The following is a 21,964-nucleotide window of genomic DNA, read 5'->3' as shown; positions in this document are numbered from 1 at the left end:
GTTCCCATAGGCCGCGAAAGAATTCAGAATGCGCGCCGCGTGAAGCGACTACGCTTTAACTGTCACCAGCCAAAACCGCGAGGTGTATACATGGGTACCTTGATGCCTGCTACTCCCACCCAGACCCTCTATGTCTCCGTGCGCCGTGATGAACTGCGCAAACTCAAAGATGAACGTGAACAGCTGCGCCAACAGGTCGCCCAGTTGCACATGATGCTGGAACAGGCGCGCGCCGGCGACAAAACCGTCAGCCTCTGATTCATTCTCTCCTTGCGTGGGAGCTTCCTGCTCCCACATTGCTCGCACCAAATCAGTGCAAAGCACCCCGCCCGCCACACGATAGCGCATCCTCAATCACGCCCACTCTCCCCTCTATTGCCCTTGTTCACATTCCGTGACACACGCCAACGTTTGCGTATATCTCGCCTCATAACGAAAGTGACCAGTGGGTCACCTTTTTATCTCCGGCTCTCCTACACTCAGCTTTCGGCCCGCCATTTGCTCATAGGAAGAGCGACATAAAAAAAGTCGAACTTTTGGAAATACTGGCGGGTCAGCAATTAAGTAGGCCAATACATGGGGGCTTCCCTCGCCACGGCCTGCCACCCCAACCAGTCCAATCGCCTTCGGCCGGAATGCCGATCGCGCCGTGCCCGTGCGCACGCTCCTGGGGCAAGGACCGCACTACCAACTGACGTATTAGAGAAACCAACACGATAGAGAGTAACGGGTGCCAGCACCCGGCCAAAACATAGGGACGGAGAGAAGTATGATCAGTGCCGCTGTCGAACCTCACGTAGAGTCATTCAAACCGGAAAACCGCGAACCGCTCACCCCGGACTTCGCAACGACAGTCAAGGCACCCGGCGCGCAGCGCCAGCACAACCCGAACAAGCGCAAGATCCTGTTCGTCACCTCGGAAATTGCCGACCTGGTCAAGACCGGCGGCCTGGGCGACGTGTCCGCAGCGCTGCCACGGGCGCTGGCGCACCTGCACGATGTGCGCGTGCTGATTCCCGGCTATCCCCAGGTGATGGAAAGCGACAACCCCATTCATATCGTCGGCGAACTCGGCGGCCACGCGGCCCTGCCACCGTGCAAGATCGGCCGCATGGACATGGCCGACGGCTTGGTTATCTATGTCCTGATCTGCCCTGAGCTGTACCACCGCGACGGCACTCCCTATGGTGCCAACAACGGTCGCGACTGGCCCGACAACCACATCCGTTTCGCCCGCCTGGGCCTGGCCGCCGCCGAGATTGCCGCGGGTGAAGGCAAGATCCACTGGAAGCCCGAAGTGGTCCACGCGCATGACTGGCCCGCCGGCCTGGCGCCGGCCTACATGCACTGGCGCGGGCTGAACACACCGACCCTGTTCACCATCCACAACCTGGCCTATCAGGGCGTTTATAGCCGCGCCTGCAGCCCGGAGCTGGCGATCCCCGACCATGCCATGCAGCAGGAAGGCATGGAGTTCTACGGCAAGCTGTCGTTCCTCAAGGCAGGCTTGGCCTACTCCAGCCATATCACCACGGTCAGCGCCACTTACGCCCGCGAAATCACCACACCGGAATTCGGCTGCGGCCTGGATGGGTTTCTTGCCAGCAAGGCTCAGCAAGGCCTGCTCGGCGGCATCCCCAATGGCATCGACGAGAGCTGGGACTCGGCCACCGACCAGCACTTGCAGCACAACTTCAGCATCAATGACTGGGAAGGCAAGGCACGCAATGCCGAAGAAGTCCGCCGCCTGTTCGAGCTGGAGCCGTCCGAAGGCCCCCTGTTCGCGGTTGTTTCACGGCTGGTCTTCCAGAAAGGCCTGGACCTGACCCTGGCCGTGGCCGACTACATCGTCGAACAGGGTGGCCAGATTGCAATTATCGGCCGTGGCGAGCCTGAAGAAGAACAGGCCATGAGCGAGCTGGCGCTGCGCCACCCAGGCCGCATCGGTGTACGCATCGGCTTCAACGAAACCGACGCCCGACGCATGTTCGCCGGCAGTGACTTCCTGCTGATGCCGTCGCGCTACGAGCCCTGCGGCTTGAGCCAGATGTATGCGCAACGCTTCGGTTCGCTGCCGGTGGCACGCAACACCGGCGGCCTGGCCGACACCATCGAGAACGGCGTCACTGGCTTCCTGTTCGACGAGTCTACGGCAGACAGCTACCGCGAGGCGCTCAGCCGAGCCTTCTATGTCTATGGCAAGAAGAACCTGCTCAACGCCATGCGCTGCCTGTCGATGACCCAGCCGTTCAACTGGTGCCAGGCGGTCGAGCCCTATGCGCGCCTTTATGAGGACCTGGTCAAACAGGCACAACTCAGCCACTACTGAGCAGGGGGTGGAAGATGCACAGACATGGCGCACACCTGCTGGACGCCACGTCGGCGCGCTTCGCCCTATGGGCGCCGGATGCGCGCAACGTGAGCCTGGAGCTGGAGCAGCAGCCGCCAATCGAGCTGCTGCCCGACGACAACGGCTGGTACACGGGGGTTGCTTCGTGCCAGGCCGGTGACCGTTATCGCTACCGTATCGACGGCCAATTGCAGGTAGCCGACCCGGCCTCGCGCTTTCAGCCCGAAGGCGTACAGGGCCCGAGCCAGGTGGTGGACACCCGGGCCTATGCCTGGCAACACCCCTGGCAAGGCCGCCCCTGGCACGAAGCGGTCATTCAGGAGATGCATGTCGGGGTGCTCGAAGGCTATGAAGGTGTTGCCCGGCACCTGCCGCGCCTGGCAGAGCTCGGCATCAGCGCCATCGAGCTGATGCCCCTCGGGCAATTCCCCGGCGAACGCAACTGGGGCTACGACGGCGTGCTGCCCTATGCACCGCAACACAACTATGGCAGCCCCGAGCAACTGTGCGCGCTGGTCGACAACGCCCACGGCGAGGGGCTGATGGTGATGGTTGATGTGGTCTACAACCACTTCGGCCCGGACGGCAACTACCTGCACCAGTACGCCAGCCCATTCTTTCGCGAGGACCGGCAGACCCCTTGGGGCGCTGCCATCGACTTTCGCCGCCCCGAAGTGCGCGAGTACTTCATCCAGAACGCCCTGATGTGGCTGTGCGATTACCGCTGCGATGGCCTGCGCCTGGATGCCGTGCATGCCATCGACCAGCCCGATTTCCTGATCGAACTGGCACAGCGAGTACGCGCTGCGGTGCAGCCTGGCAGGCAGGTTTGGTTGGTGCTGGAAAACGAACACAACCAGGCCTCGTTGCTCGACCAGGACTTCGACGCGCAATGGAACGATGACGGCCACAACGCCCTGCACGTGCTGCTCACCGGTGAAACCGAGGGTTACTACGCCGACTACCAGGCGCAGCCCATCGACAAGCTGGCCCGCTGCCTGTCGGAGGGCTTCGTGTTCCAGGGCCAGGCCAACCGCCACGGCACGCCACGCGGCGAACCCAGCGGGCACCTTGAACCCAGCTCGTTCGTGCTGTTCCTGCAGAATCATGACCAGATCGGCAACCGCGCCCTGGGTGAGCGCTTGACCCGCCTTTGCCCGCCAGCAGCCCTGCGCGCGGCGACCGGCCTGCTACTGCTGTCGCCGATGATCCCGCTGCTGTTCATGGGCGATGACGATGGCAGTTGCCGGCCGTTCCTGTTCTTCACCGATTTCCACGATGATCTGGCCGACGCTGTGCGCGAAGGCCGGCGCGGCGAGTTCGCCCACTTCACCGCGTTCGCCGATCCCGAGCAGCGCGCGCGCATCCCCGACCCCAACGCCGAGCAGACCTTCGAGGCTTCGCGGCCGCAGCGCCAGGAAGTCATCGCTGGCTGGCACGGCCTCTACCAGCAACTGCTCAACCTGCGCCAGCGCCATGTCATCCCGCACTTGCCCGGCAGCCGCGCGCTCGGCGCACAGGTGCTTGGCGAAAAAGCCTTGACCGCACGCTGGCGCCTGGGCGACGGCAACACCTTGCGCATCGACCTTAACCTGGCGGCAACGCCACAGCCGGTCGAACTGCCCGCTGCTGAACACCGCCTGTTCGACAGCAGCGACACCACGCACCCCGACACCGCGCTGTCTGCCTACAGTTGCGTGGTCAGCCTGCTTGCACCCGGCCAGGAGAGCCCATGAGCGAAACCGCACTGCACCGACTGGCCGCCCGCGTCGGGCTGGCCCGCGACTGGATCGACGCCAACAACCGACCACAGCAGGTAAGCGATGAAGTACTGCGCAAAGTCCTCGAAGGCCTGGGCCATCCGGCCGCTGATGACAGCGCCATCGACAGCAGCCTGCGAGCCGTAGAGCGAGCGGATGACAGTGAGCACCTGCCGCCGCTGCTGACCGCTGAGCTCGGCGAACCCTTGCCCCTGGCGCGCTACTTCACGGCAGGCAACACCGCGCACTGCACGCTGGAAGACAACAGCAAGCTCACGCTGACGCTTGACCCCCAGGCGCGTCTGCCCGGTGAGATGCCCATCGGCTACCATCAGGTCAACGTCGACGGCCGCACCTTCACCTTGGCTGTGGCCCCCGCGCGCTGTCATAGCCTGGAAGACGCCGTAGAACAACCACCACCCCGCTGCTGGGGCCTTGCGATACAGCTCTACAGCCTGCGCCGCCCAGGCGATGGTGGCTACGGCGATTGCCTGGCCCTTGAGCAGTTGGCCCGCATCGCCGCCGAACGCGGCGCCGATGCTCTGGCGATCAGCCCGATCCACGCGCTTTCAGCTATCGACCAGCAACACTACAGCCCCTATTCACCCTCCAGCCGCTTACTGCTCAACACCCTGTACGCCAGCCCCGCTGCCCTGCTCGGCGAGCGCGCGGTGCGTATGGCCATTGAGGCCTGTGGTCTGGAGCAGACCCTCGAAGACCTGGAACAACGCTCACTGGTCGATTGGCCACGGGCCGCCGATGCCCGCCTGCGCCTGCTCGAAGCGCTGTACCAGGACTTCAGCCAAGGCGATCACCCGCTGCGCAAGGATTTCGAAAGCTTCCGCGAGGCCGGTGGTCAGGCACTGGAACTCCACTGCCGCTTCGAAGCATTGCAAGCCCAAGCCGTGGAGCATGGACTGGGTGCCGACTGGCGCACCTGGCCAAGCGCCTGGCACGATCCTTACCACCCGGAAGTCGAAGCCTTCGCCAGCGCATATCCGGCGAAGGTCGAGTTCCACGCCTTTTGCCAGTGGCTTACCGAACGCGGCTTGCAGCGCGCCCAGGAAGCCGCACGCGGCAATGGCATGGCGGTCGGCCTGATTGCCGACCTGGCCGTCGGCGCCGACGGCGCCGGCAGCCAAGCCTGGAGCCGTCAGGACGAACTGCTGGCCAACCTCAAGGTCGGCGCCCCGCCTGACATCCTCAACCGCTCAGGCCAGGACTGGGGCATCTGCGCGTTTTCTCCCGAGGGCCTCAAGCGCAACGGCTACCGCGCCTTCATCGAAATGCTGCGGGCCAACCTCGCGCATGCCGGCGGCCTGCGCATCGATCATGTCATGGGCCTGCGCCGGCTGTGGCTGATCCCGCGCGGCAGCAAGCCCAGTGAAGGCGCCTACCTGCACTACCCGCTGGACGATCTGCTGCGTCTGTTGGCGCTGGAGTCGGTACGGCACCAGGCAATCATCCTCGGCGAAGACCTTGGCACCGTGCCCGAAGGCCTGCGCGAACAACTGGCCGACAGGGCTGTGCTGGGCATGCGCGTGCTGCCCTTCGAACAGACCCAGCCCGGCCACTTCAAGCCGATCCTCGACTGGCCCGACAACGCCCTGGCCACCACCGGCACCCACGATCTGGCGCCCCTGGCCGGTTGGCTGCAGAGCCGCGACATCGACTGGAGCCAGCGCCTGCAGTTGATCGACGCCGACGCAGAAAAGCACTGGCGCCAGACCCGTCTACAAGAAAGTGCCGGCCTGCGCCGCACCCTGGAAGCCAACTACGGCCCGCAGAAGGACAACGACCACGTGATTGATGCCGCCATTCGCTACGTCGGCCACACCCGCGCACCGCTGGTGCTGATCCCACTGGAAGACCTGCTCGGCAGCGACGAGCAGCCCAACCTGCCCGGCACCACCGAAGGCCACCCCAACTGGCGTCGGCGCTTCGCCGCCCCTGTGCGCGACCTGCTCGACGACGAGGACGCCGCACGCCGCCTGGAGCTGTTGGCCCAGGCCCGCGAACAAGCCTGGGAGCGTGACCGATGAAGCCGTTGACCGCGACCCTGCGCCTGCAATTTCACAGCGACTTCACCCTTGACCATGCCCTGCCGCTGGTGCCGTACTTCGCCCAACTGGGCATCAGCCACTTGTATGCTTCCCCTATCCTCAAGGCCCGCGCCGGCTCACGCCATGGTTACGATGTGGTCGACCCGACTCAGGTCAACCCGGAGCTCGGTGGCGAGGCGGCGTTGGAGCGCCTGGTCGTAGCGTTGCGCCAACACGGCATGGGGTTGATCCTCGACACTGTGTCCAACCACATGGCGGTCGGCGGCGCCGACAACCCTTGGTGGCAAAGCCTGTTGGCGTGGGGGCGACGGAGCCCGTACGCGGAGTTTTTCGACATCCAGTGGCATTCCAGCGACCCGCTGCTGGCTGGCCAACTGCTGCTGCCTTTTCTTGGCAGCGACTACGGCATGGCGCTGAAAAACGCTGAGATCCCGTTGCAGTTCGACAAGCAGCACGGCGTGTTACAGGTCGCCCACTACGATCATCGCTTCCCGATCTGCCCCATCGATTATGGCTGGATCCTGTCGTTCAGCCCCGAGCCGGCCCTGAAGTACCTGGCCGAACATTTCACAGCACTGAGCGATGCGGCTGATCCATTGGCGGCCGCCGTCGATTTACAGCGCGAACTGGCGCGACTGGTGACCGACGGCGCGGACCTGGAGTCGGCACTGGTGGCCTTCGACAGCCGCAGCGAAAACGGCTTCAAGCGCCTGCACCTGCTGCTCGAACGCCAGACCTACCGGCTGGCCAGTTGGCGCACCGCCGCCGACGACATCAACTGGCGGCGCTTCTTCGACATCAACGAACTGGGCGGTCTGCGGGTGGAACGCTCGGTGGTGTTCGAGGCTACCCACGCCAAGCTGTTCGAGCTGATCGAGCGCGGCCTGGTGGACGGCCTGCGCATCGACCATATCGACGGCCTCGCCGACCCGCGCGGCTACTGCCGCAAGCTGCGCCGGCGGGTCGAAAGCCTGCTCGCCCAGCGCCCGCTGAATGCCGCGCTGGAGCACTTCCCGATCTACGTCGAGAAGATCCTCGGCCTCGGCGAGCACCTGCACCGCGACTGGCTTACCGACGGCACCACTGGCTACGAATTCATGAATCAGGTCTCGCTGCTGCAGCACGACCCGGCCGGCGAAGCGCCGCTAACCGAGTTGTGGGCCAACGTCAGCGAGCGCCCCGACTTCACGGAGGAGGTGCGCCAGGCCCGCCACCTGGTGCTCAATGCCAGCCTTGCCGGTGATTGCGAATCGGTGGCCCAGGCGCTGCTGCAGGTGGCCCGCGACGACCTGATGACCCGCGACCTGACCCTCGGCGCGATTCGCCGGGCCCTGCAGGCACTGGTCGCGCACTACCCGGTGTACCGCACCTATTTCAACCCCTGCGGGCGCCCGGCCGAGGATGAGAAATTCTTCCAGCAGGCCCTTACCAATGCCCGCCAGGACCTTGGCGAAGCCGACTGGCCACTGCTCGATCAGTTGGAACAATGGCTCGGCGGCCAGCCTTGGCGCAAGCTGCCGCCCGGCCGCCCACGCAAGCACCTGCGCCATGCCTGCGTGCGCTTTCAGCAGCTCACCGCACCCACTGCTGCCAAAGCGGTGGAAGACACTGCCTTCTACCGTTCGGCGCGGCTGCTGTCGCGCAATGATGTGGGCTTCGAGGCAGAACGCTTCAGCGCCAGCCCCGAACACTTCCATAACGCATCTCAGCGCCGCCTGCGCGACTTCCCCGACAACCTGCTCGCCACCGCCACCCACGACCACAAGCGCGGTGAAGACACCCGCGCTCGGCTGGCCGTGCTGAGCGAGCGAGGGCCCTGGTTTGCCAGCCGCGTGGAGCATTGGCGCGAGCTGGCGGCGCCCTTGCGCGAGCAACTGGACGATGGCCCAGCGCCCAGCCCAGGTGACGAGTTGTTGCTGTTGCAGACCCTGCTGGGCAGCTGGCCACTGGCGCTTGACTTGCAGGATGACAATGCCGTTCGCCAGTACGCCGAGCGCATCCGTCAATGGCAGCAGAAGGCCCTGCGCGAAGCCAAGCTGCGCAGCAGCTGGAGTGCGCCACACGAGGCCTACGAGGCCGCCTGCGCGGCTTATGTCGATGGCCTGCTGCTCGACCGCGAGAACCAGCAGTTGCGCCAGTCACTGGCCGATGCCGCGCGACTGATTGCCTGCCCTGGCGCCCTCAACAGCCTGGTTCAGGTCCTGCTGCGCTGTACCGCACCCGGCGTACCCGACCTGTACCAGGGCAACGAGTACTGGGATTTCAGCCTGGTCGACCCGGACAACCGCCGCGCCGTGGACTACGCTTGCAGGCGTCGCACCCTGGACGACGCAACGCCCGCCGCAGAGCTGCTCGCGCACTGGCGCGACGGTCGTATCAAGCAGGCCTTGCTGGCCCAGGTGCTGGACTGCCGGCAAGCTCACGCCGAGCTGTTCCGCCGCGGCGCCTACCTGCCACTGACCGTGCAGGGCAAGCACGCTGACAAGGTGCTGGCGTTCGCCCGGCTGGGTGAAGAACAACACGCCATCGTCGTCGCCCCGCGCCTGGCCAGCGGCCTGCTGGGCGACGCTACTACACCGTTGATCCCGGCACAGAACTGGGACGACACCCGGGTACTTCTGCCGTTTGCCGTGTCACCTGCCAACGCGATGGGACTTTTCCCCAGTGCGGTGGTCAGCCCTTCAAAGGAGCTGATGTTGAGCGCTGTGCTGGCGGAGTTTCCGGTCAATGTGTTGATACAACAATCTTGAGCATCAGGAGCGTCATGATGAGTGTCGATGAAAAGCGTATTCGCGAATTCGCCTACCAGATCTGGGAGTCGGAGGGTAAGCCTGCAGGGGAAGAGGAACGGCATTGGGACATGGCTCGCAAGCTGGCCGAAGCCGAAGCATTGGCACCCAAGGCCGCACCCCGCAAGAAGGCTGCTGTCAAGCCCAAGGCCCCTGCCGAGCCCAAGGCGGCAGCGCTGCCAGGCGTGAAACCGGCGGCGACGAAAAAACCTAAAGCGGTGAAAAAACCGGCTGCAGGTTGAGCCTGACCGGGCCTCTTCGCGGGGCAAGCCCGCTCCCACAGGTTTTGCGCCTAACTCAAGTCTGTGGGAGCGGGCTTGACCCGCGAAGAGGCCATGCCTGACACACAGCTACCCCTTCTCCAAGGCCATCCGAGGACTGCCATGAGCCCCCGCACCCCTAAGAAAACCCGCTCCATCGCCCCATCCCGCCTGCGCGAGGGCATGCCCTTCCCACTCGGCGCCACCTGGGACGGCCTGGGGGTCAACTTCGCCTTATTCTCGGCCAACGCTACCAAAGTCGAGCTGTGCCTGTTCGACTCCACCGGCGAGCAGGAAATCGAGCGCATCGAGCTGCCCGAATACACCGACGAGATCTACCACGGCTACCTGCCCGACGCCCACCCCGGGCTGGTCTACGGCTACCGCGTCTACGGCCCCTACGAACCCGAGAACGGTCACCGCTTCAATCCCAACAAACTGTTGATCGACCCCTACGCCAAGCAACTGGTCGGCAGCCTGAAATGGTCCGAGGCGCTGTTCGGCTACACCATCGGCCACCCCGACGGCGACCTGTCGTTCGATGAGCGCGACAGCGCGCCGTTCGTGCCCAAGTGCAAGGTCATCGACCCGGCGTTCACCTGGGGCCGCGATCAGCGCGTGCAGATCCCGTGGGAGCGCACGATCATCTACGAAGCCCATGCTCGCGGCATCAGCATGCGCCACCCGGCGGTGCCGGAAAACCTCCGTGGCACCTTTGCTGGCCTGGCCAACGACGAGCTGCTCAAGCACATCAAGGACCTGGGCGTGTCGAGCATCGAGCTGCTGCCGATCCACGCCTTCGTCAACGACCAGCACCTGCTGGAAAAAGGCCTGAACAACTATTGGGGCTACAACAGCATTGCCTTCTTCGCACCCCACCCGCGCTACCTCGCCAGCGGCAAGATCGCCGAGTTCAAGGAGATGGTCGCGCACCTGCACGACGCAGGCCTGGAGGTGATTCTCGACGTGGTCTACAACCACACCGCCGAAGGCAACGAGCGTGGCCCGACGCTGTCCATGCGCGGCATCGACAACGCCTCTTACTACCGACTGATGCCCGATGACAAGCGCTTCTACATCAACGACTCCGGCACCGGCAACACCCTCGACCTCAGCCACCCCTGCGTGCTGCAGCTGGTCACCGATTCGCTGCGCTACTGGGCCGGCGAAATGCACGTGGATGGCTTCCGCTTCGACCTGGCGACCATTCTCGGCCGCTACCACGATGGCTATAGCGAACGCCACGGCTTCCTCGTCGCCTGCCGCCAGGATCCGATGCTCAGCCAGGTTAAACTCATCGCCGAGCCTTGGGACTGCGGCCCTGGCGGCTATCAGGTGGGCAATTTCGCGCCGGGGTGGGCGGAGTGGAACGACCGTTTCCGCGACACGGCGCGGGCGTTCTGGAAGGGCGACGAAGGCCAGCTGGCCGACTTCGCCTCGCGCATGACGGCTTCGGGCGACATGTTCAATAACCGCGGCCGGCGACCCTACTCTTCAGTCAATTTCATCACCGCGCATGACGGCTTCACCCTGCGCGACCTGGTGTCGTACAACAGCAAGCACAACGAAGACAACGACGAGAACAACCAGGACGGCACCGACAACAACCTGTCGTGGAACTGCGGCGCCGAAGGCCCCACCGACGACCCCGAGATCAATGCCCTGCGCGTGCGCCAGATGCGCAACTACTTCGCCACCCTGCTGCTTGCACAGGGCACGCCGATGATCGTGGCCGGCGACGAGTTCAGCCGCACCCAGCATGGCAACAACAATGCCTATTGCCAGGACAGCGAGATCGGTTGGGTCAATTGGGACCTGGATGAAGACGGCAAGGATCTGCTGGCCTTTGTCAAACGCCTGACCCGCCTGCGTCTGGCCTACCCGGTGCTGCGCCGCTCACGTTTTCTGGTTGGCGATTACAACGAGGCGATCGGGGTCAAGGACGTGACCTGGCTAGCGCCCGATGGCAGTGAGATGAGCGTGGAGCAGTGGGAGGATCCGCATGGGCGTTGCCTGGGAATGTTGATCGATGGGCGTGCGCAGGTCAGTGGTATCGCTCGGCCTGGGTCCGAGGCAACTGTGCTACTTATTGTCAATGCACATCACGACGTGGTGCCGTTCTTGCTGCCAAGCGTTCCGGAAGGCGATTACTGGAGCTGCCTGGTCGATACCGACCGGCCGGAATTGCGCAAGGGGCAACATTTGCAGTTCGAGAGTACATTCGAGGTCAAGGGACGTTCGTTCCTCTTGATGGTGTTGCAGCGTGAGGAAGAATGATCTGCAGCATCATCAAACGCTTGAACTCATGCGTATGGCCGTCGATCGACGGCCATACGCTTTTAGACGAATCCTTTTTAAACCGGGGCATTCAACTTGATCAGCGAGTCGCTGACCAAACGTTTGAGCCTTTCCAGCTCATTCATGGTTCTCCCATGATGCTTCATGTAAGCAGATTCGCGCACCCATTCAGAGGGTTTCTGCCGCACCTTGACCCCATAACCTTTGCCCATGGGTTCGCCCAGCAAGCTGTAATGCTGCTCGAATTTTCGATGGAGGCGGAATGCCGCGCTGAACCGGGCATGCAGCTCTTCTATGATGTGTTCGGCTTTCCACAAACTGACCTGCAGTTGCCGGACCAAATCCAGTTTCGAGGTCTTGCTCACCTCCAGCAGGTCTCTACCATTGTTGAAGAGCCACACGACCGGTACCGAGGCCGGGGGCGCTGCAGTCCCCGCGGCTTCCAAGCCGCCATTGATCAATCTGTTGGCTAATTCGTGATTGAACAAATCTCTGGCCTCGCCCACGTAGTAATCTGACATGAAGTATTTTCCGAAGACTCCCCGTGAAGCGTCGTCGATTCTTTTTTCCAGGTCGGTATTGGGTACCAGGTTATAGCCAGGCACCAAGGTATCCACGGCATTCACTGCCAAGACTCCGCCCGCGAACGACCCTACACCCGGCAAGATCGAACCTGCGATCCCTCCACCAATACCAGCAAGCGACATCAGCACTCGTTTCACGAAACGCCCCGCCAGGCTGATAGCCACCGCACCCCGCTTACATTGCAGGAAGCACTCGGTTTCAATTCTGCAATCACGCAGTACCTTGGCAGTCTCTTTCATGGTCCGGTAATCGCGATAAATACCTTCAACAGCCGACCAGGCTGCCGCTTTCTCCGGCGAGACGGGTCGGGTGAGATGCAAATGGCTAATAAGCTTCAAGCTCTGGCTCCTGGCTAACGGCAGCGCTAACGATGTTCAAGTAGCGCTATCATTTGCGAAATCACATGCAGATTTAAGTCGTTAGCACCACACTGCGCTGAAGGAAGTTTCGCGGCTCTGCGTAGTTATCCACTGTGCTGCGGATGCTGGGCCGCTGATCATGAGCGCTCAAGGGAATGCCTAGCTCGGGGCAGCTTTAGCAATGATTCGGCATAGCCAATGCGTGATAAATAGCGAACGCCGCTATGACGTCAGGGTTTATGACTGAAATCATGGCTTTAACTACACGCACCCCAGTCTCATGCCGCTTTAACACTTTCTTGACGCAATCCCATACCTCTCCTTAGCTAAACATTACCTAGTCGTAAAAACCTCGCGCCGGGCCTCTAGCTCGCGCCTTCGTGCATGCCTGCAAAAGTGGGCGTGTTGGGTTGGGTCGCCCTCTGTTTTTGCCGTACAGCTCGTGACGACAGGCCAGGTTCTTGGGCTGTACAACATAAAAACAAAGGATATCCGCTATGAAAACCACCTCGATTCCCTTGCGTTTCGATCGTATTTTCTACGCGGTTTCCACGTCGATGCTTCTGGCAACCCCGGTGGAAACCTTCGCCTTCGAATTGCAGGACGACCCCAGTTCGCCCCTGTACCTGCAGCAACCGGCGATGCCGCACTTGTCGCTCGACCCGGTCAGCGCCAGCGGCCTGAGCCTGGGTACGCTGTCGGCCTTCAGCGACAAGATGGGAGAGCGCCATGGCCAAGCGACCCCCGATCTGATGGCCAGCCAATGGATGCAGTTTTTCCCAGGCACGCCCCGCCCAGGTGCGCAGGCCCCCGAGCAGCTGGAAGCGCCTAGCCAACAACTGATGATCGGCCCCGACTTGTTCGTGCGTGAAACCGGCGACGGCAATGTGCACCGTGCGGGCATTTTCGTCGGCCATAACAACCTGCAAAGCAGCTTGAACGGCAGCCGGCCGCTGCTCGGCGACAAACAGCGCAATGCGGTCAACCTGAGCGGCGAGAGCCTGGGGGTGTACTGGAGCATGACCCATGAGCAGGGTTGGCATCTGGACGCAGTGGCCATGGGCTCGCGCATCGACGTGCTGGGCCGTGGCGAGAGCGGCCAGCGACTGGACGAAAGCGGCCACGCGATGACCTTTTCCATCGAGGGTGGTTACCCGATCCGACTGGGCGGCAGCTGGGTAATCGAACCGCAGGCGCAGTTGATCAACCAGCAGTTCTTCCCCGGCAACCAGGTGCAGGAAGAAACCCTGCAGGCCTTCGACAGCCAACCCACCTGGAGCGGCCGGGTCGGTGCCAAGTTGTCCGGGCGCTACGAAGTGCGGGGCATGCCGATCGAGCCCTATGTGCGGACCAACGTCTGGTATGACTTCAGCAACGCCGACGAGGTGAAGCTGGACCAGGTCGACAAGATTTCAGGCTCGCGCTACTCGACCACGGTGGAGTTAGGCTTGGGGCTGGTGGCCAGAGTCACACCTTCGGTGGCGTTGTTCGTCAGTGCTGATTACAGCAGTGATGTGGATGACAATGATCTGAATGGGTTGATTGGTAGTCTGGGGGTGCGGATGCGGTGGTAGTCAGTGTCGGCCCTTTCGCGGGGCGAGCCGGGACGCCGGACCGCCGCTCCCACAGATACGGCGCAGTAGCTGAACCTGTGGGAGCGGGCTTGCCCGCGAAAAGGCAACACATCAAGCCGGCTTCATCACCAGTACCCCCAGCGGCGGCAGGTTCAAGGCCAATGACAACGGTTGCCCATGGCTGGCAATGTCATCACTTTCCACCGCCCCCAGATTGCCCACATTCGACCCGGCATACAGCTCGGCATCACTGTTGAGCAGCTCCTGCCAACGATCACCGAACGGCACGCCAATCCGATACCCTTCACGCGGTACCGGGGTGAAGTTGGCCACCACCAGCAACGGCTCACCCTCGCTGCTCCAGCGCAGCCAGGCATACACGCTGTTGTGCGCATCGTCGCCAATCAACCACTGGAAGCCCTGCGGCTGGCAATCCTGCTCGTGCAGCGCCGGCAGCTCGCGGTACAGCCGGTTGAGATCGCTGACCAGCTTTTGCACGCCCTGGTGCTCGGGGTACTGCAGCAGGTACCAGTCCAGCTGATGATCGTGGTTCCACTCGCGCCACTGGCCGAACTCGCAGCCCATGAACAGCAACTTCTTGCCGGGGTGGGTCCACATGAAGGTCAAGTAGGCGCGCAAGTTGGCAAACTTTTGCCAGCGATCGCCGGGCATCTTGTCGATCAGCGAATGCTTGCCGTGCACCACTTCATCGTGGGAGATCGGCAGGATGAAATGCTCGGAATAGGCATAGATCAAACCGAAGCTCATTTCGTTGTGGTGATGGGCGCGGTGCACCGGGTCGTTCTGGATGTAATGCAGGGTGTCGTGCATCCAGCCCATGTTCCACTTGTAGGCAAAACCCAGGCCGCCTTGCTGGGTCGGCTGGCTGACGCCCGGCCAGGCGGTGGATTCTTCGGCGATGATCAGTGCGCCAGGGGCTTCATGGGCGGCCACCCCGTTGAGGTGGCGGATGAAGTCGATGGCTTCGAGGTTCTCGCGCCCGCCATGGCGGTTGGGCACCCATTCGCCGGCCTTGCGCGAGTAGTCGCGGTACAGCATGGAAGCCACCGCATCGACACGCAGGCCGTCGATGTGGAAGTGCTTCAGCCAATGCAGCGCCGAGGCCATCATGAAGCCGCGCACCTCGTTGCGGCCCAGGTTATAGATCAGCGTGTTCCAGTCCTGGTGGAAGCCCTCAAGCGGGTTGTCGTATTCATACAACGCAGTGCCGTCGAAGCGCGCCAGGCCATGTTCGTCGGTGGGGAAATGCGCCGGCACCCAGTCGAGGATTACCCCGATACCGCCCTGGTGGCACGCGTCGATGAATGCAGCGAAATCTTCCGGCGTGCCGTAGCGCGAGGTCGGCGCGAACATCGACAGAGGCTGGTAGCCCCATGAGCCGCCGAACGGGTGCTCCATGATCGGCAGCAGTTCGATATGGGTAAAGTTGAGTTGCTGCACGTAGGGCACCAGGCGCTCAGCCAATTCACGCCAGTTGTAGAAGCGCGATATCTCACCCAGGTCGTCCAGTTCGCACTGCCAGGAACCTGGGTGCAGTTCGTAGATCGACAGGGGCGCGCTGTAGGCATGGCGCTGCGCGCGGTGTTCCATCCACTCTTGGTCATGCCATTCATGGCACAACGCATCCGCCACTTTCGAAGCCGTGCTGGGTGGCAGCTCGGTGGCACGCGCCAGCGGGTCGGCCTTGAGCGGCAGGATGCCGTCTTTGCCCAGCACCTCGTATTTATAGGTTTCCCCGACACGCAGGCGCGGTATGAACAGCTCCCATACCCCGGCGCCATGACGCAGGCGCATCGGGTGGCGGCGGCCGTCCCAGTTGTTGAAATCGCCCACTACCGAGACCCGCCGTGCATTCGGCGCCCATACCGAGAAGCAGACGCCGTCGACACCGTCGACCTGGGTCGGCTGCGAACCGAAGCGCCCGGACAGGTCGCGGTGGTTGCCCTCGGCAAACAGGTGCAAGTCCATATCGCCCAGTTGCGGTCCAAAGCTGTAGGGATCCTCGGTCACCTGCTCGCCGCCGGCCCAACCGATCTGCAACAGGTAAGGCTGTGCATCATCCAGGTGCGCGGTGAACAAACCAGGCAGGCTGCCCTGCTCCATTTCGGCCAGCACACGCCCATCATGCCGGGCCAGCACCCGCGCATTCAGCGCAGCCGGCAGGAAGGCACGGACCCACTGCCCGCCCGCGCCATCGCCATGGGGGCCAAGCACTGCGAAAGGATCGGCGTGCTCGGCGCGGGCAAGGGCGTCCAGCTCCCGCTGCCGAAGGCCACCGTTGTCACGCTTGATTGCATTCATCTAAGACTCTCCCCAGGTACTGATCAGTCCATGCAGGCCATGCAAAGGCACGGCCAGCCAACTCGGCCGGTTCTCGGCTTCATAGGTAATCTCGTAGGCGGCTTTTTCCAGGCAGAACAGTTCCAGAGCAGCGCGCTCGCCCTCGGCCTGTTGCCAGGCATGGGGCAAGGCGGCGGTGGCCAAGCCGTAGGCTTCGACGAAGGCGTGGCGCGACTGGTGCAGGTACTGCCGGGCGACCCGCTGACGAGCCTGCCGTGCTGCCTCGGAGAGGTCTACTGCCGAGGCGCTGCGCAGGATCATCGCAGCAGCATAGTCGAAGGATCGCAATACGCCGCTGACATCCTTGTAAGGGCTGTGTTTGGCCCGGCGCTCGTCCAGCGGGCGCGACGGCTCGCCTTCGAAATCGATCAGGTAGGCATCACCCTGCACCACCAGCACCTGGCCCAGGTGCAGGTCGCCATGCACGCGCATCAGCAGCCCGCCTTGGGCTTGCTGGGCGAGGTTGGCGATGTGCTGGGTGAGGCCGTCGCGTTGTTGCTGCAGGTCGTCGACCAAGGCCTGGCTGTCGCTGTCGAGGCTACCGCGGTGCTGGGCCACCAGGTCGAGGGCATGGCTGAGCTCGGCGCTGATCTGGCGCGCCCAGCGTTCGCTGTCCTCGCCATCGCTGGCCCGTGGCTGGAAGGCCGCCTCCTCGGTCGGTGCGGCCAGCAACAGGTGCATCTCGCCCAGGCGCTGGCCGAGCAAGGCGGCAAAGCCATTGAGTTCGGCCAGCGCGTCGGTATGTGCTTCGCCGTCGCCGCTGGCCGGCTCCATCTGGTCGCGGATTGCCCGCTCCAGGGTGTTCTGGGTCCAGGCCCAGGCATCGCCCTGGTTGCTCAGGTAACCCTGGGCGATCATCAGCAAGTGCGGTGCCTCGGCTTCGTCCACCCGGCTGACCCAGGCCAGCAATGGCGAGATATTGGTGAACCCCGCAGCGGTCAGGTAGGCGCTCATTTCCAGCTCGGGGTGAATGCCCGGGTTGACTCGGCGGATCAGCTTGAGCACCACGCGGTCGGCGATCACCACGGAGCTGTTGGATTGCTCGGCACTCAGGTAGCGCACTGCGCTGTCGTCGTCGATCCCCAGTTCGGCCAACTGCTCGGTGCAGTGAAATTGCAGCTCGCCCAAGTCATTACCACAAGCCAGCCGCTCGCCGGCCTGGCAGGCGCGCAGCACGGCGCGGATGAAGGGCTCGAGCACGAACGCATCGGTGATCAAACCCACCTGCCGGCCACGACGAACGCGCGACAGCGCCAACTGTTGCGGCAAGGCGGTCGTGATTTGCTCCTCGGGCAGGAAGCCGAATGGCAGCTGGTAGTGATTGGCCACACCGTCGCCGAGCACCTCGATTTCGCTGAGCAGCACCGGGGTGGTGGCCGTGGCCAAGCGTACGCCGTAACGCAGCCGCACGTGGTCGATGGGCGCTTCCTTGCCGGCGAACCAGCGGCGTTTGGGCAGGTATTGCGGGAGAATCGCGTCCTGCAAGATGTCGCAGGAAGGCGCTTCGAGCAGCTCTTCCATACGTTTGCGCAGCACCAATGTGGTCAATTCTGGCAACCCCTCGGTAGGTTGAACGTGCCAGCTGGGCATGCGGTCGTGCGCGGCCAGCAGGAACCAGTAAAAGGCATAAGGCGGCAAGGTCAGCAGGAACGGCAGTTGGCCTATCGGCGGGAAGGCGCTGCCGCCGAGCATTTCAACCGGCACTTTATCGGCGTATTGCGACAGTTCCAGCTCCGCCGCCTGCGCCGCGCGGGAGACGTTGGCGACGCAGAGGATCACTTCGCTGTTGCCCTCGGCATCGGTGTATTCGCGGATGTACGCCAGAATGCGCCGGTTGCTCGGCGTGAGCGTGCGCAAGGTACCGCGACCAAAGGCCTTTTGCTGGTTGCGCACCGCCAGCAGGCGACGGTTCCAGTTGAGCAGTGAATGCGGGTCGTGCGACTGCGCCTCGACGTTGACGGTCTGGTAGCCGTACAGCGGGTCCATGATTGGCGGCAGCACCAGGCGCTGCGGGTCGGCTTTGGAGAAGCCGCCGTTGCGGTCTGGCGACCACTGCATGGGCGTACGCACGCCGTCGCGGTCGCCCAGATAGATGTTGTCGCCCATGCCCAGCTCGTCGCCGTAGTACAGGGTCGGCGTGCCCGGCATCGACAGCAGCAGGCTAGTGAGTAGCTCGATGCGCCGACGGTCACGCTGCAGCAGCGGCGCCAGGCGGCGGCGGATGCCGAGGTTGATGCGCGCGCGGCGGTCTTCGGCGTAGTAGTTCCACAGGTAGTCGCGCTCGCGGTCGGTGACCATTTCCAAGGTCAGCTCATCGTGGTTGCGCAGGAAGATCGCCCACTGGCAGTTGGCGGGAATTTCCGGGGTCTGGCGCAGGATGTCGGTGATCGGAAAGCGGTCCTCCATAGCCAGGGCCATGTACATACGCGGCATCAGCGGGAAGTGGAAGGCCATGTGACACTCGTCGCCCTCCCCTTCGCCGAAATACGGGCGAGTGTCTTCGGGCCATTGATTGGCCTCGGCCAGCAGCATGCGGTCGGGGTAGTTGGCGTCAATCTCGGCGCGGATCGCCTTGAGTACCTGGTGGGTTTCCGGGAGGTTCTCGTTGTTGGTGCCATCGCGCTCGATCAGGTACGGGATGGCATCCAGGCGCAGGCCATCGACACCCAGGTCGAGCCAGAAACGCATCACCCCGATCACCGCCTTGAGCACCTGCGGGTTGTCGAAGTTGAGGTCCGGCTGGTGCGAATAGAAGCGGTGCCAGAAGTACTGGCCGGCGACCGGGTCCCAGGTCCAGTTGGCCTTTTCGGTGTCGAGGAAGATGATCCGCGTGCCGTCGTATTTCTGGTCGTCATCCGACCATACATAGAAGTCGCGCGCCTTGCTGCCGCGCTTGGCCAGGCGGGCGCGCTGGAACCACGGGTGCTGGTCGGAGGTGTGATTGATGACCAGTTCGGTGATCACCCGCAAGCCGCGCTTGTGCGCTTCGGCGATGAAACGACGGGCGTCGGCCAGGCTGCCGTAATCGGCGTGCACGGCTTTGTATTCGCCGATGTCGTAGCCGTCATCACGCCGTGGCGAGGGATAGAACGGCAGCAGCCAGAGGGTGTTGACGCCCAGCTCGGCGATGTAGTCGAGCTTGCTGATCAGGCCGGCGAAATCGCCGATACCGTCGTTGTTGGCATCGAAGAACGACTTGATGTGCAGCTGGTAGATCACCGCGTCCTTGTACCACAGCGGGTCGTCGATGAAGGCTGCCGGGCGGGAACGCTTGGCCATGGGTGACTCCTTTCAATTGCCTGGTGGGGCTGCTTCGCAGCCCATTCGCGGGACAAGCCCGCTCCCACAGGTGCCCCGCTGCCCTCGAGTCCGGTGGTGAACCTGTGGGAGCGGGCTTGCCCCGCGAATGGGGCGCGAAGCGGCCCGCTTTATCCGGCCTTTTCTATTCGCCAGATACCGAACGGCTGATGCCACGGCTCTATGCGCATCCACTGGGTCTTGCCGTGCCAGGTCCAGCGGTGGCCATTCATCAGGTCTTCGCCGAGGGTATCGGCGTCGTCGTCCAGGCCCAGCTCCCACAGCGGCAGCTCGAAACTCGCCTCCTGGGCGTTGTGCGGGTCGAGGCTGATCGCCACCAGGATGTAGTTGTCGCGCTCGGGCGTGCGCTTGGCGAAATACAGGATGTTGTCGTTCCAGCAGTTGAAGAACGCCACGCCCAGGTGCGTCTGCAGGGCGCGGTTCTGCCGGCGGATCCGGTTGAGTTGGGCGATCTCGGCGATGATGTTGCCGGGTTGGGTGAAGTCGCGTGGGCGGATTTCGTACTTCTCCGAATCCATGTACTCCTCCTTGCCCGGCAACGGTGTGCCCTCGCAGAGTTCGAATCCTGAATACATACCCCACAGCCCCGACCCCATGGTCGCGAGTGCGGCGCGGATGAGGAAGCCGGCACGGCCCGAGGTGTGCAGGAAGAAGGGGTTGATGTCCGGGGTGTTTACGAAGAAGTTGGGACGGTAGCACTGGCTCCACGGCGGCTGGTTGAGTTCCTCGAAGTACTCGCGGAGTTCTTTTTTTGTATTGCGCCAGGTGAAGTAGGTATAACTCTGCGCATAACCGACCTTGCCCAGGCGCGCCATCATCGCTGGCTTGGTGAAGGCTTCGGCGAGAAAGATCACTTCGGGGTACTGACTGCGCACATTGGCAATCAGCCATTGCCAGAACGGCAACGGCTTGGTGTGCGGGTTATCGACGCGGAAGGTCTTCACGCCCTCCTCGACCCAGCCCACCACCACATCGCGCAGGGCCAGCCACAGTGACGGCACGGCCTCGGCGGCATAAAAATCAACGTTGACGATGTCCTGATATTTTTTCGGCGGGTTCTCGGCATAGCGGATCGTGCCGTCTGGGCGCCAGCTGAACCAGCCGGGGTGCTCCTTCAGCCAAGGGTGGTCCTGGGAGCACTGAATGGCAAAGTCCAGAGCGATTTCCAGGCCATGCTCGGCGGCGGCGGCGACCAGGCGACGGAAGTCTTCGCGGGTGCCCAGCTCAGGGTGAATGGCGTCGTGTCCACCTTCGGGGCTGCCGATGGCATAAGGGCTGCCCGGGTCATTGGGCTCGGCCTGCAAGGCATTGTTGCGGCCCTTGCGAAATTGTTTGCCGATCGGATGTATAGGCGGGAAATACAACACGTCGAAGCCCATGTCGCGGATCATCGGCAGGCGCTCGTGCACGTCGTTGAAGGTGCCATGGCGCTCGGGGCTGTCGGTGATCGAGCGCGGGAACAGTTCGTACCAGCTGGCGAACTGCGCGGCGGGTCGGTCGACATCGAGGGGGAATTCGCTGCTGCGCGTCAGATAGCTGCGGTGCTCGGCTTCAGTCATCAGCCGCGAGGCTTCGGCGCCCAATAGCAGCGCCACCTGATCATCCTGGGGCAGCTCCGGCAGCTGGACCTGCAAGGCCTCAATCTGCTCGCGCAATGCGCCCTCGCTGCGCTCGGCGCCCTTGCCCAGCAACAGGCGGCCCTCTTCAAGCTCAAGCTTGACCTCGACACCGGCGTGGTACTTCTTCTCCAGGTCGTGGCAATAGGTAGCGAATGGATCGATCCAGGCTTCGATGCTGAACAGGTGCAGGCCCAGTTCGGTCGGGGTGAATTCGGCAAGCCACAGGTCATTGCCCGGCGAGTGCATCGGCACGCAGTGCCAGCGCCGGCTGTTGGCCTGGCGCCAGTTGAGCATCACCGCCAGGCGGTCGTGGCCATCGCTGTAGACCTTGCTGCTGACCGCCACCGGCTGGCCGCTGATGGCCTTGGCGGCGAAGGTGCCAGCGTCGAGCACGGGGCTGCTGTCCTCGATGACGATACGCGGCGCCAAGAGCGCCTGGGACAGGCTCACGGCCTGGTCGGGGTGGTCGTTGGCCATCGGTACGCTTTCGAAGGGCTCGTTACGCGACATCGGTCCAGGCTCCCTATTGGCATCGGCGGTAAGGATTCAGAGCCATCGTCCACGCTGGGGGTTCAAAAAAATTGAGCAAACGGCGCAGCCACGTATCAAAGCCTGCACCACCCTCTCA

At 63.3% G+C, this 21,964-nt stretch carries 12 protein-coding genes; 8 read left to right on the top strand and 4 right to left on the bottom strand.

Translation table 11 applies throughout. The annotated features are described in order from the left end of the window. The first annotated feature begins 90 nt into the window (after window positions 1-90). The 7 genes from ACZ6YA_RS01170 (at window position 91) to glgX (ending at window position 11,499) form a co-directional block, all read left to right on the top strand. Complete coding sequence (locus tag ACZ6YA_RS01170) at window positions 91-258, top strand: DUF6026 family protein (RefSeq protein ID WP_465894912.1); 168 nt, start codon at window positions 91-93, stop codon at window positions 256-258. A gap of 511 nt (window positions 259-769) precedes the next feature. Beyond that, a complete protein-coding gene (glgA, locus tag ACZ6YA_RS01165; protein ID WP_465894909.1) occupies window positions 770-2,329 on the top strand; it encodes a glycogen synthase GlgA in 1,560 nt (519 codons plus the stop codon). Window positions 2,330-2,343: 14 nt separating this feature from the next. Further along, on the top strand, window positions 2,344-4,086 hold the full coding sequence (treZ, locus tag ACZ6YA_RS01160; RefSeq protein ID WP_465894908.1) for a malto-oligosyltrehalose trehalohydrolase: 1,743 nt from the start codon (window positions 2,344-2,346) through the stop codon (window positions 4,084-4,086). Continuing rightward, window positions 4,083-6,152 (top strand): 4-alpha-glucanotransferase, encoded by a 2,070-nt coding sequence (gene malQ / locus ACZ6YA_RS01155; protein ID WP_465894907.1) that lies wholly within the window; start codon window positions 4,083-4,085, stop codon window positions 6,150-6,152. The genes treZ and malQ overlap by 4 nt, the downstream gene beginning before the upstream one ends. Beyond that, a complete protein-coding gene (locus ACZ6YA_RS01150; RefSeq protein WP_465894906.1) occupies window positions 6,149-8,923 on the top strand; it encodes a malto-oligosyltrehalose synthase in 2,775 nt (924 codons plus the stop codon). Before malQ ends, ACZ6YA_RS01150 begins: the two co-directional genes overlap by 4 nt. Before the next feature lie 14 nt (window positions 8,924-8,937). After that, window positions 8,938-9,204, top strand: coding sequence for a DUF2934 domain-containing protein (locus ACZ6YA_RS01145; protein WP_465894904.1), 267 nt, complete (start codon window positions 8,938-8,940; stop codon window positions 9,202-9,204). Between the two features lie 141 nt (window positions 9,205-9,345). Next, on the top strand, window positions 9,346-11,499 hold the full coding sequence (gene glgX / locus ACZ6YA_RS01140; protein ID WP_465894903.1) for a glycogen debranching protein GlgX: 2,154 nt from the start codon (window positions 9,346-9,348) through the stop codon (window positions 11,497-11,499). A gap of 77 nt (window positions 11,500-11,576) precedes the next feature. On the opposite strand, the gene ACZ6YA_RS01135 is transcribed toward glgX, so the two are convergent. Next, window positions 11,577-12,443, bottom strand: coding sequence for a hypothetical protein (locus ACZ6YA_RS01135; RefSeq protein WP_465894902.1), 867 nt, complete (start codon window positions 12,441-12,443; stop codon window positions 11,577-11,579). A gap of 518 nt (window positions 12,444-12,961) precedes the next feature. Here ACZ6YA_RS01135 and ACZ6YA_RS01130 point away from each other — a divergent pair. After that, window positions 12,962-14,038, top strand: coding sequence for an autotransporter domain-containing protein (locus ACZ6YA_RS01130; protein ID WP_465894900.1), 1,077 nt, complete (start codon window positions 12,962-12,964; stop codon window positions 14,036-14,038). A 111-nt stretch (window positions 14,039-14,149) separates the two neighbouring features. On the opposite strand, the gene glgB is transcribed toward ACZ6YA_RS01130, so the two are convergent. The 3 genes from glgB to ACZ6YA_RS01115 all read right to left on the bottom strand — a co-directional run bounded on the left by glgB (window position 14,150) and on the right by ACZ6YA_RS01115 (window position 21,846). Further along, a complete protein-coding gene (glgB, locus tag ACZ6YA_RS01125) occupies window positions 14,150-16,360 on the bottom strand; it encodes a 1,4-alpha-glucan branching protein GlgB (protein ID WP_465894899.1) in 2,211 nt (736 codons plus the stop codon). Then, the gene (gene treS / locus ACZ6YA_RS01120; protein WP_465894898.1) at window positions 16,361-19,678 is read right to left on the bottom strand and encodes a maltose alpha-D-glucosyltransferase; all 3,318 of its coding nucleotides are present in this window, start codon (window positions 19,676-19,678) and stop codon (window positions 16,361-16,363) included. Window positions 19,679-19,827: 149 nt separating this feature from the next. After that, window positions 19,828-21,846 carry an alpha-1,4-glucan--maltose-1-phosphate maltosyltransferase gene (locus ACZ6YA_RS01115; RefSeq protein WP_465894897.1) on the bottom strand — a complete coding sequence of 673 codons (2,019 nt, stop codon included), beginning with the start codon at window positions 21,844-21,846 and terminating at the stop codon, window positions 19,828-19,830. Window positions 21,847-21,964 lie beyond the last annotated feature (118 nt).

The organism is Pseudomonas sp. NPDC090752 (genome assembly GCF_055584805.1).
This window is presented reverse-complemented; position numbering and strand designations above follow the sequence as displayed.

Coding starts and splice junctions, on each gene's coding strand:
- ACZ6YA_RS01130 (WP_465894900.1), top strand. CDS start 12,962: ATGAAAACCACCTCGATTCCCTTGCGTTTCGATCGTATTTTCTACGCG.
- glgA (WP_465894909.1), top strand. CDS start 770: ATGATCAGTGCCGCTGTCGAACCTCACGTAGAGTCATTCAAACCGGAA.
- ACZ6YA_RS01145 (WP_465894904.1), top strand. CDS start 8,938: ATGATGAGTGTCGATGAAAAGCGTATTCGCGAATTCGCCTACCAGATC.
- treZ (WP_465894908.1), top strand. CDS start 2,344: ATGCACAGACATGGCGCACACCTGCTGGACGCCACGTCGGCGCGCTTC.
- ACZ6YA_RS01115 (WP_465894897.1), bottom strand. CDS start 21,846: ATGTCGCGTAACGAGCCCTTCGAAAGCGTACCGATGGCCAACGACCAC.
- glgB (WP_465894899.1), bottom strand. CDS start 16,360: ATGAATGCAATCAAGCGTGACAACGGTGGCCTTCGGCAGCGGGAGCTG.
- treS (WP_465894898.1), bottom strand. CDS start 19,678: ATGGCCAAGCGTTCCCGCCCGGCAGCCTTCATCGACGACCCGCTGTGG.
- glgX (WP_465894903.1), top strand. CDS start 9,346: ATGAGCCCCCGCACCCCTAAGAAAACCCGCTCCATCGCCCCATCCCGC.
- malQ (WP_465894907.1), top strand. CDS start 4,083: ATGAGCGAAACCGCACTGCACCGACTGGCCGCCCGCGTCGGGCTGGCC.
- ACZ6YA_RS01150 (WP_465894906.1), top strand. CDS start 6,149: ATGAAGCCGTTGACCGCGACCCTGCGCCTGCAATTTCACAGCGACTTC.
- ACZ6YA_RS01170 (WP_465894912.1), top strand. CDS start 91: ATGGGTACCTTGATGCCTGCTACTCCCACCCAGACCCTCTATGTCTCC.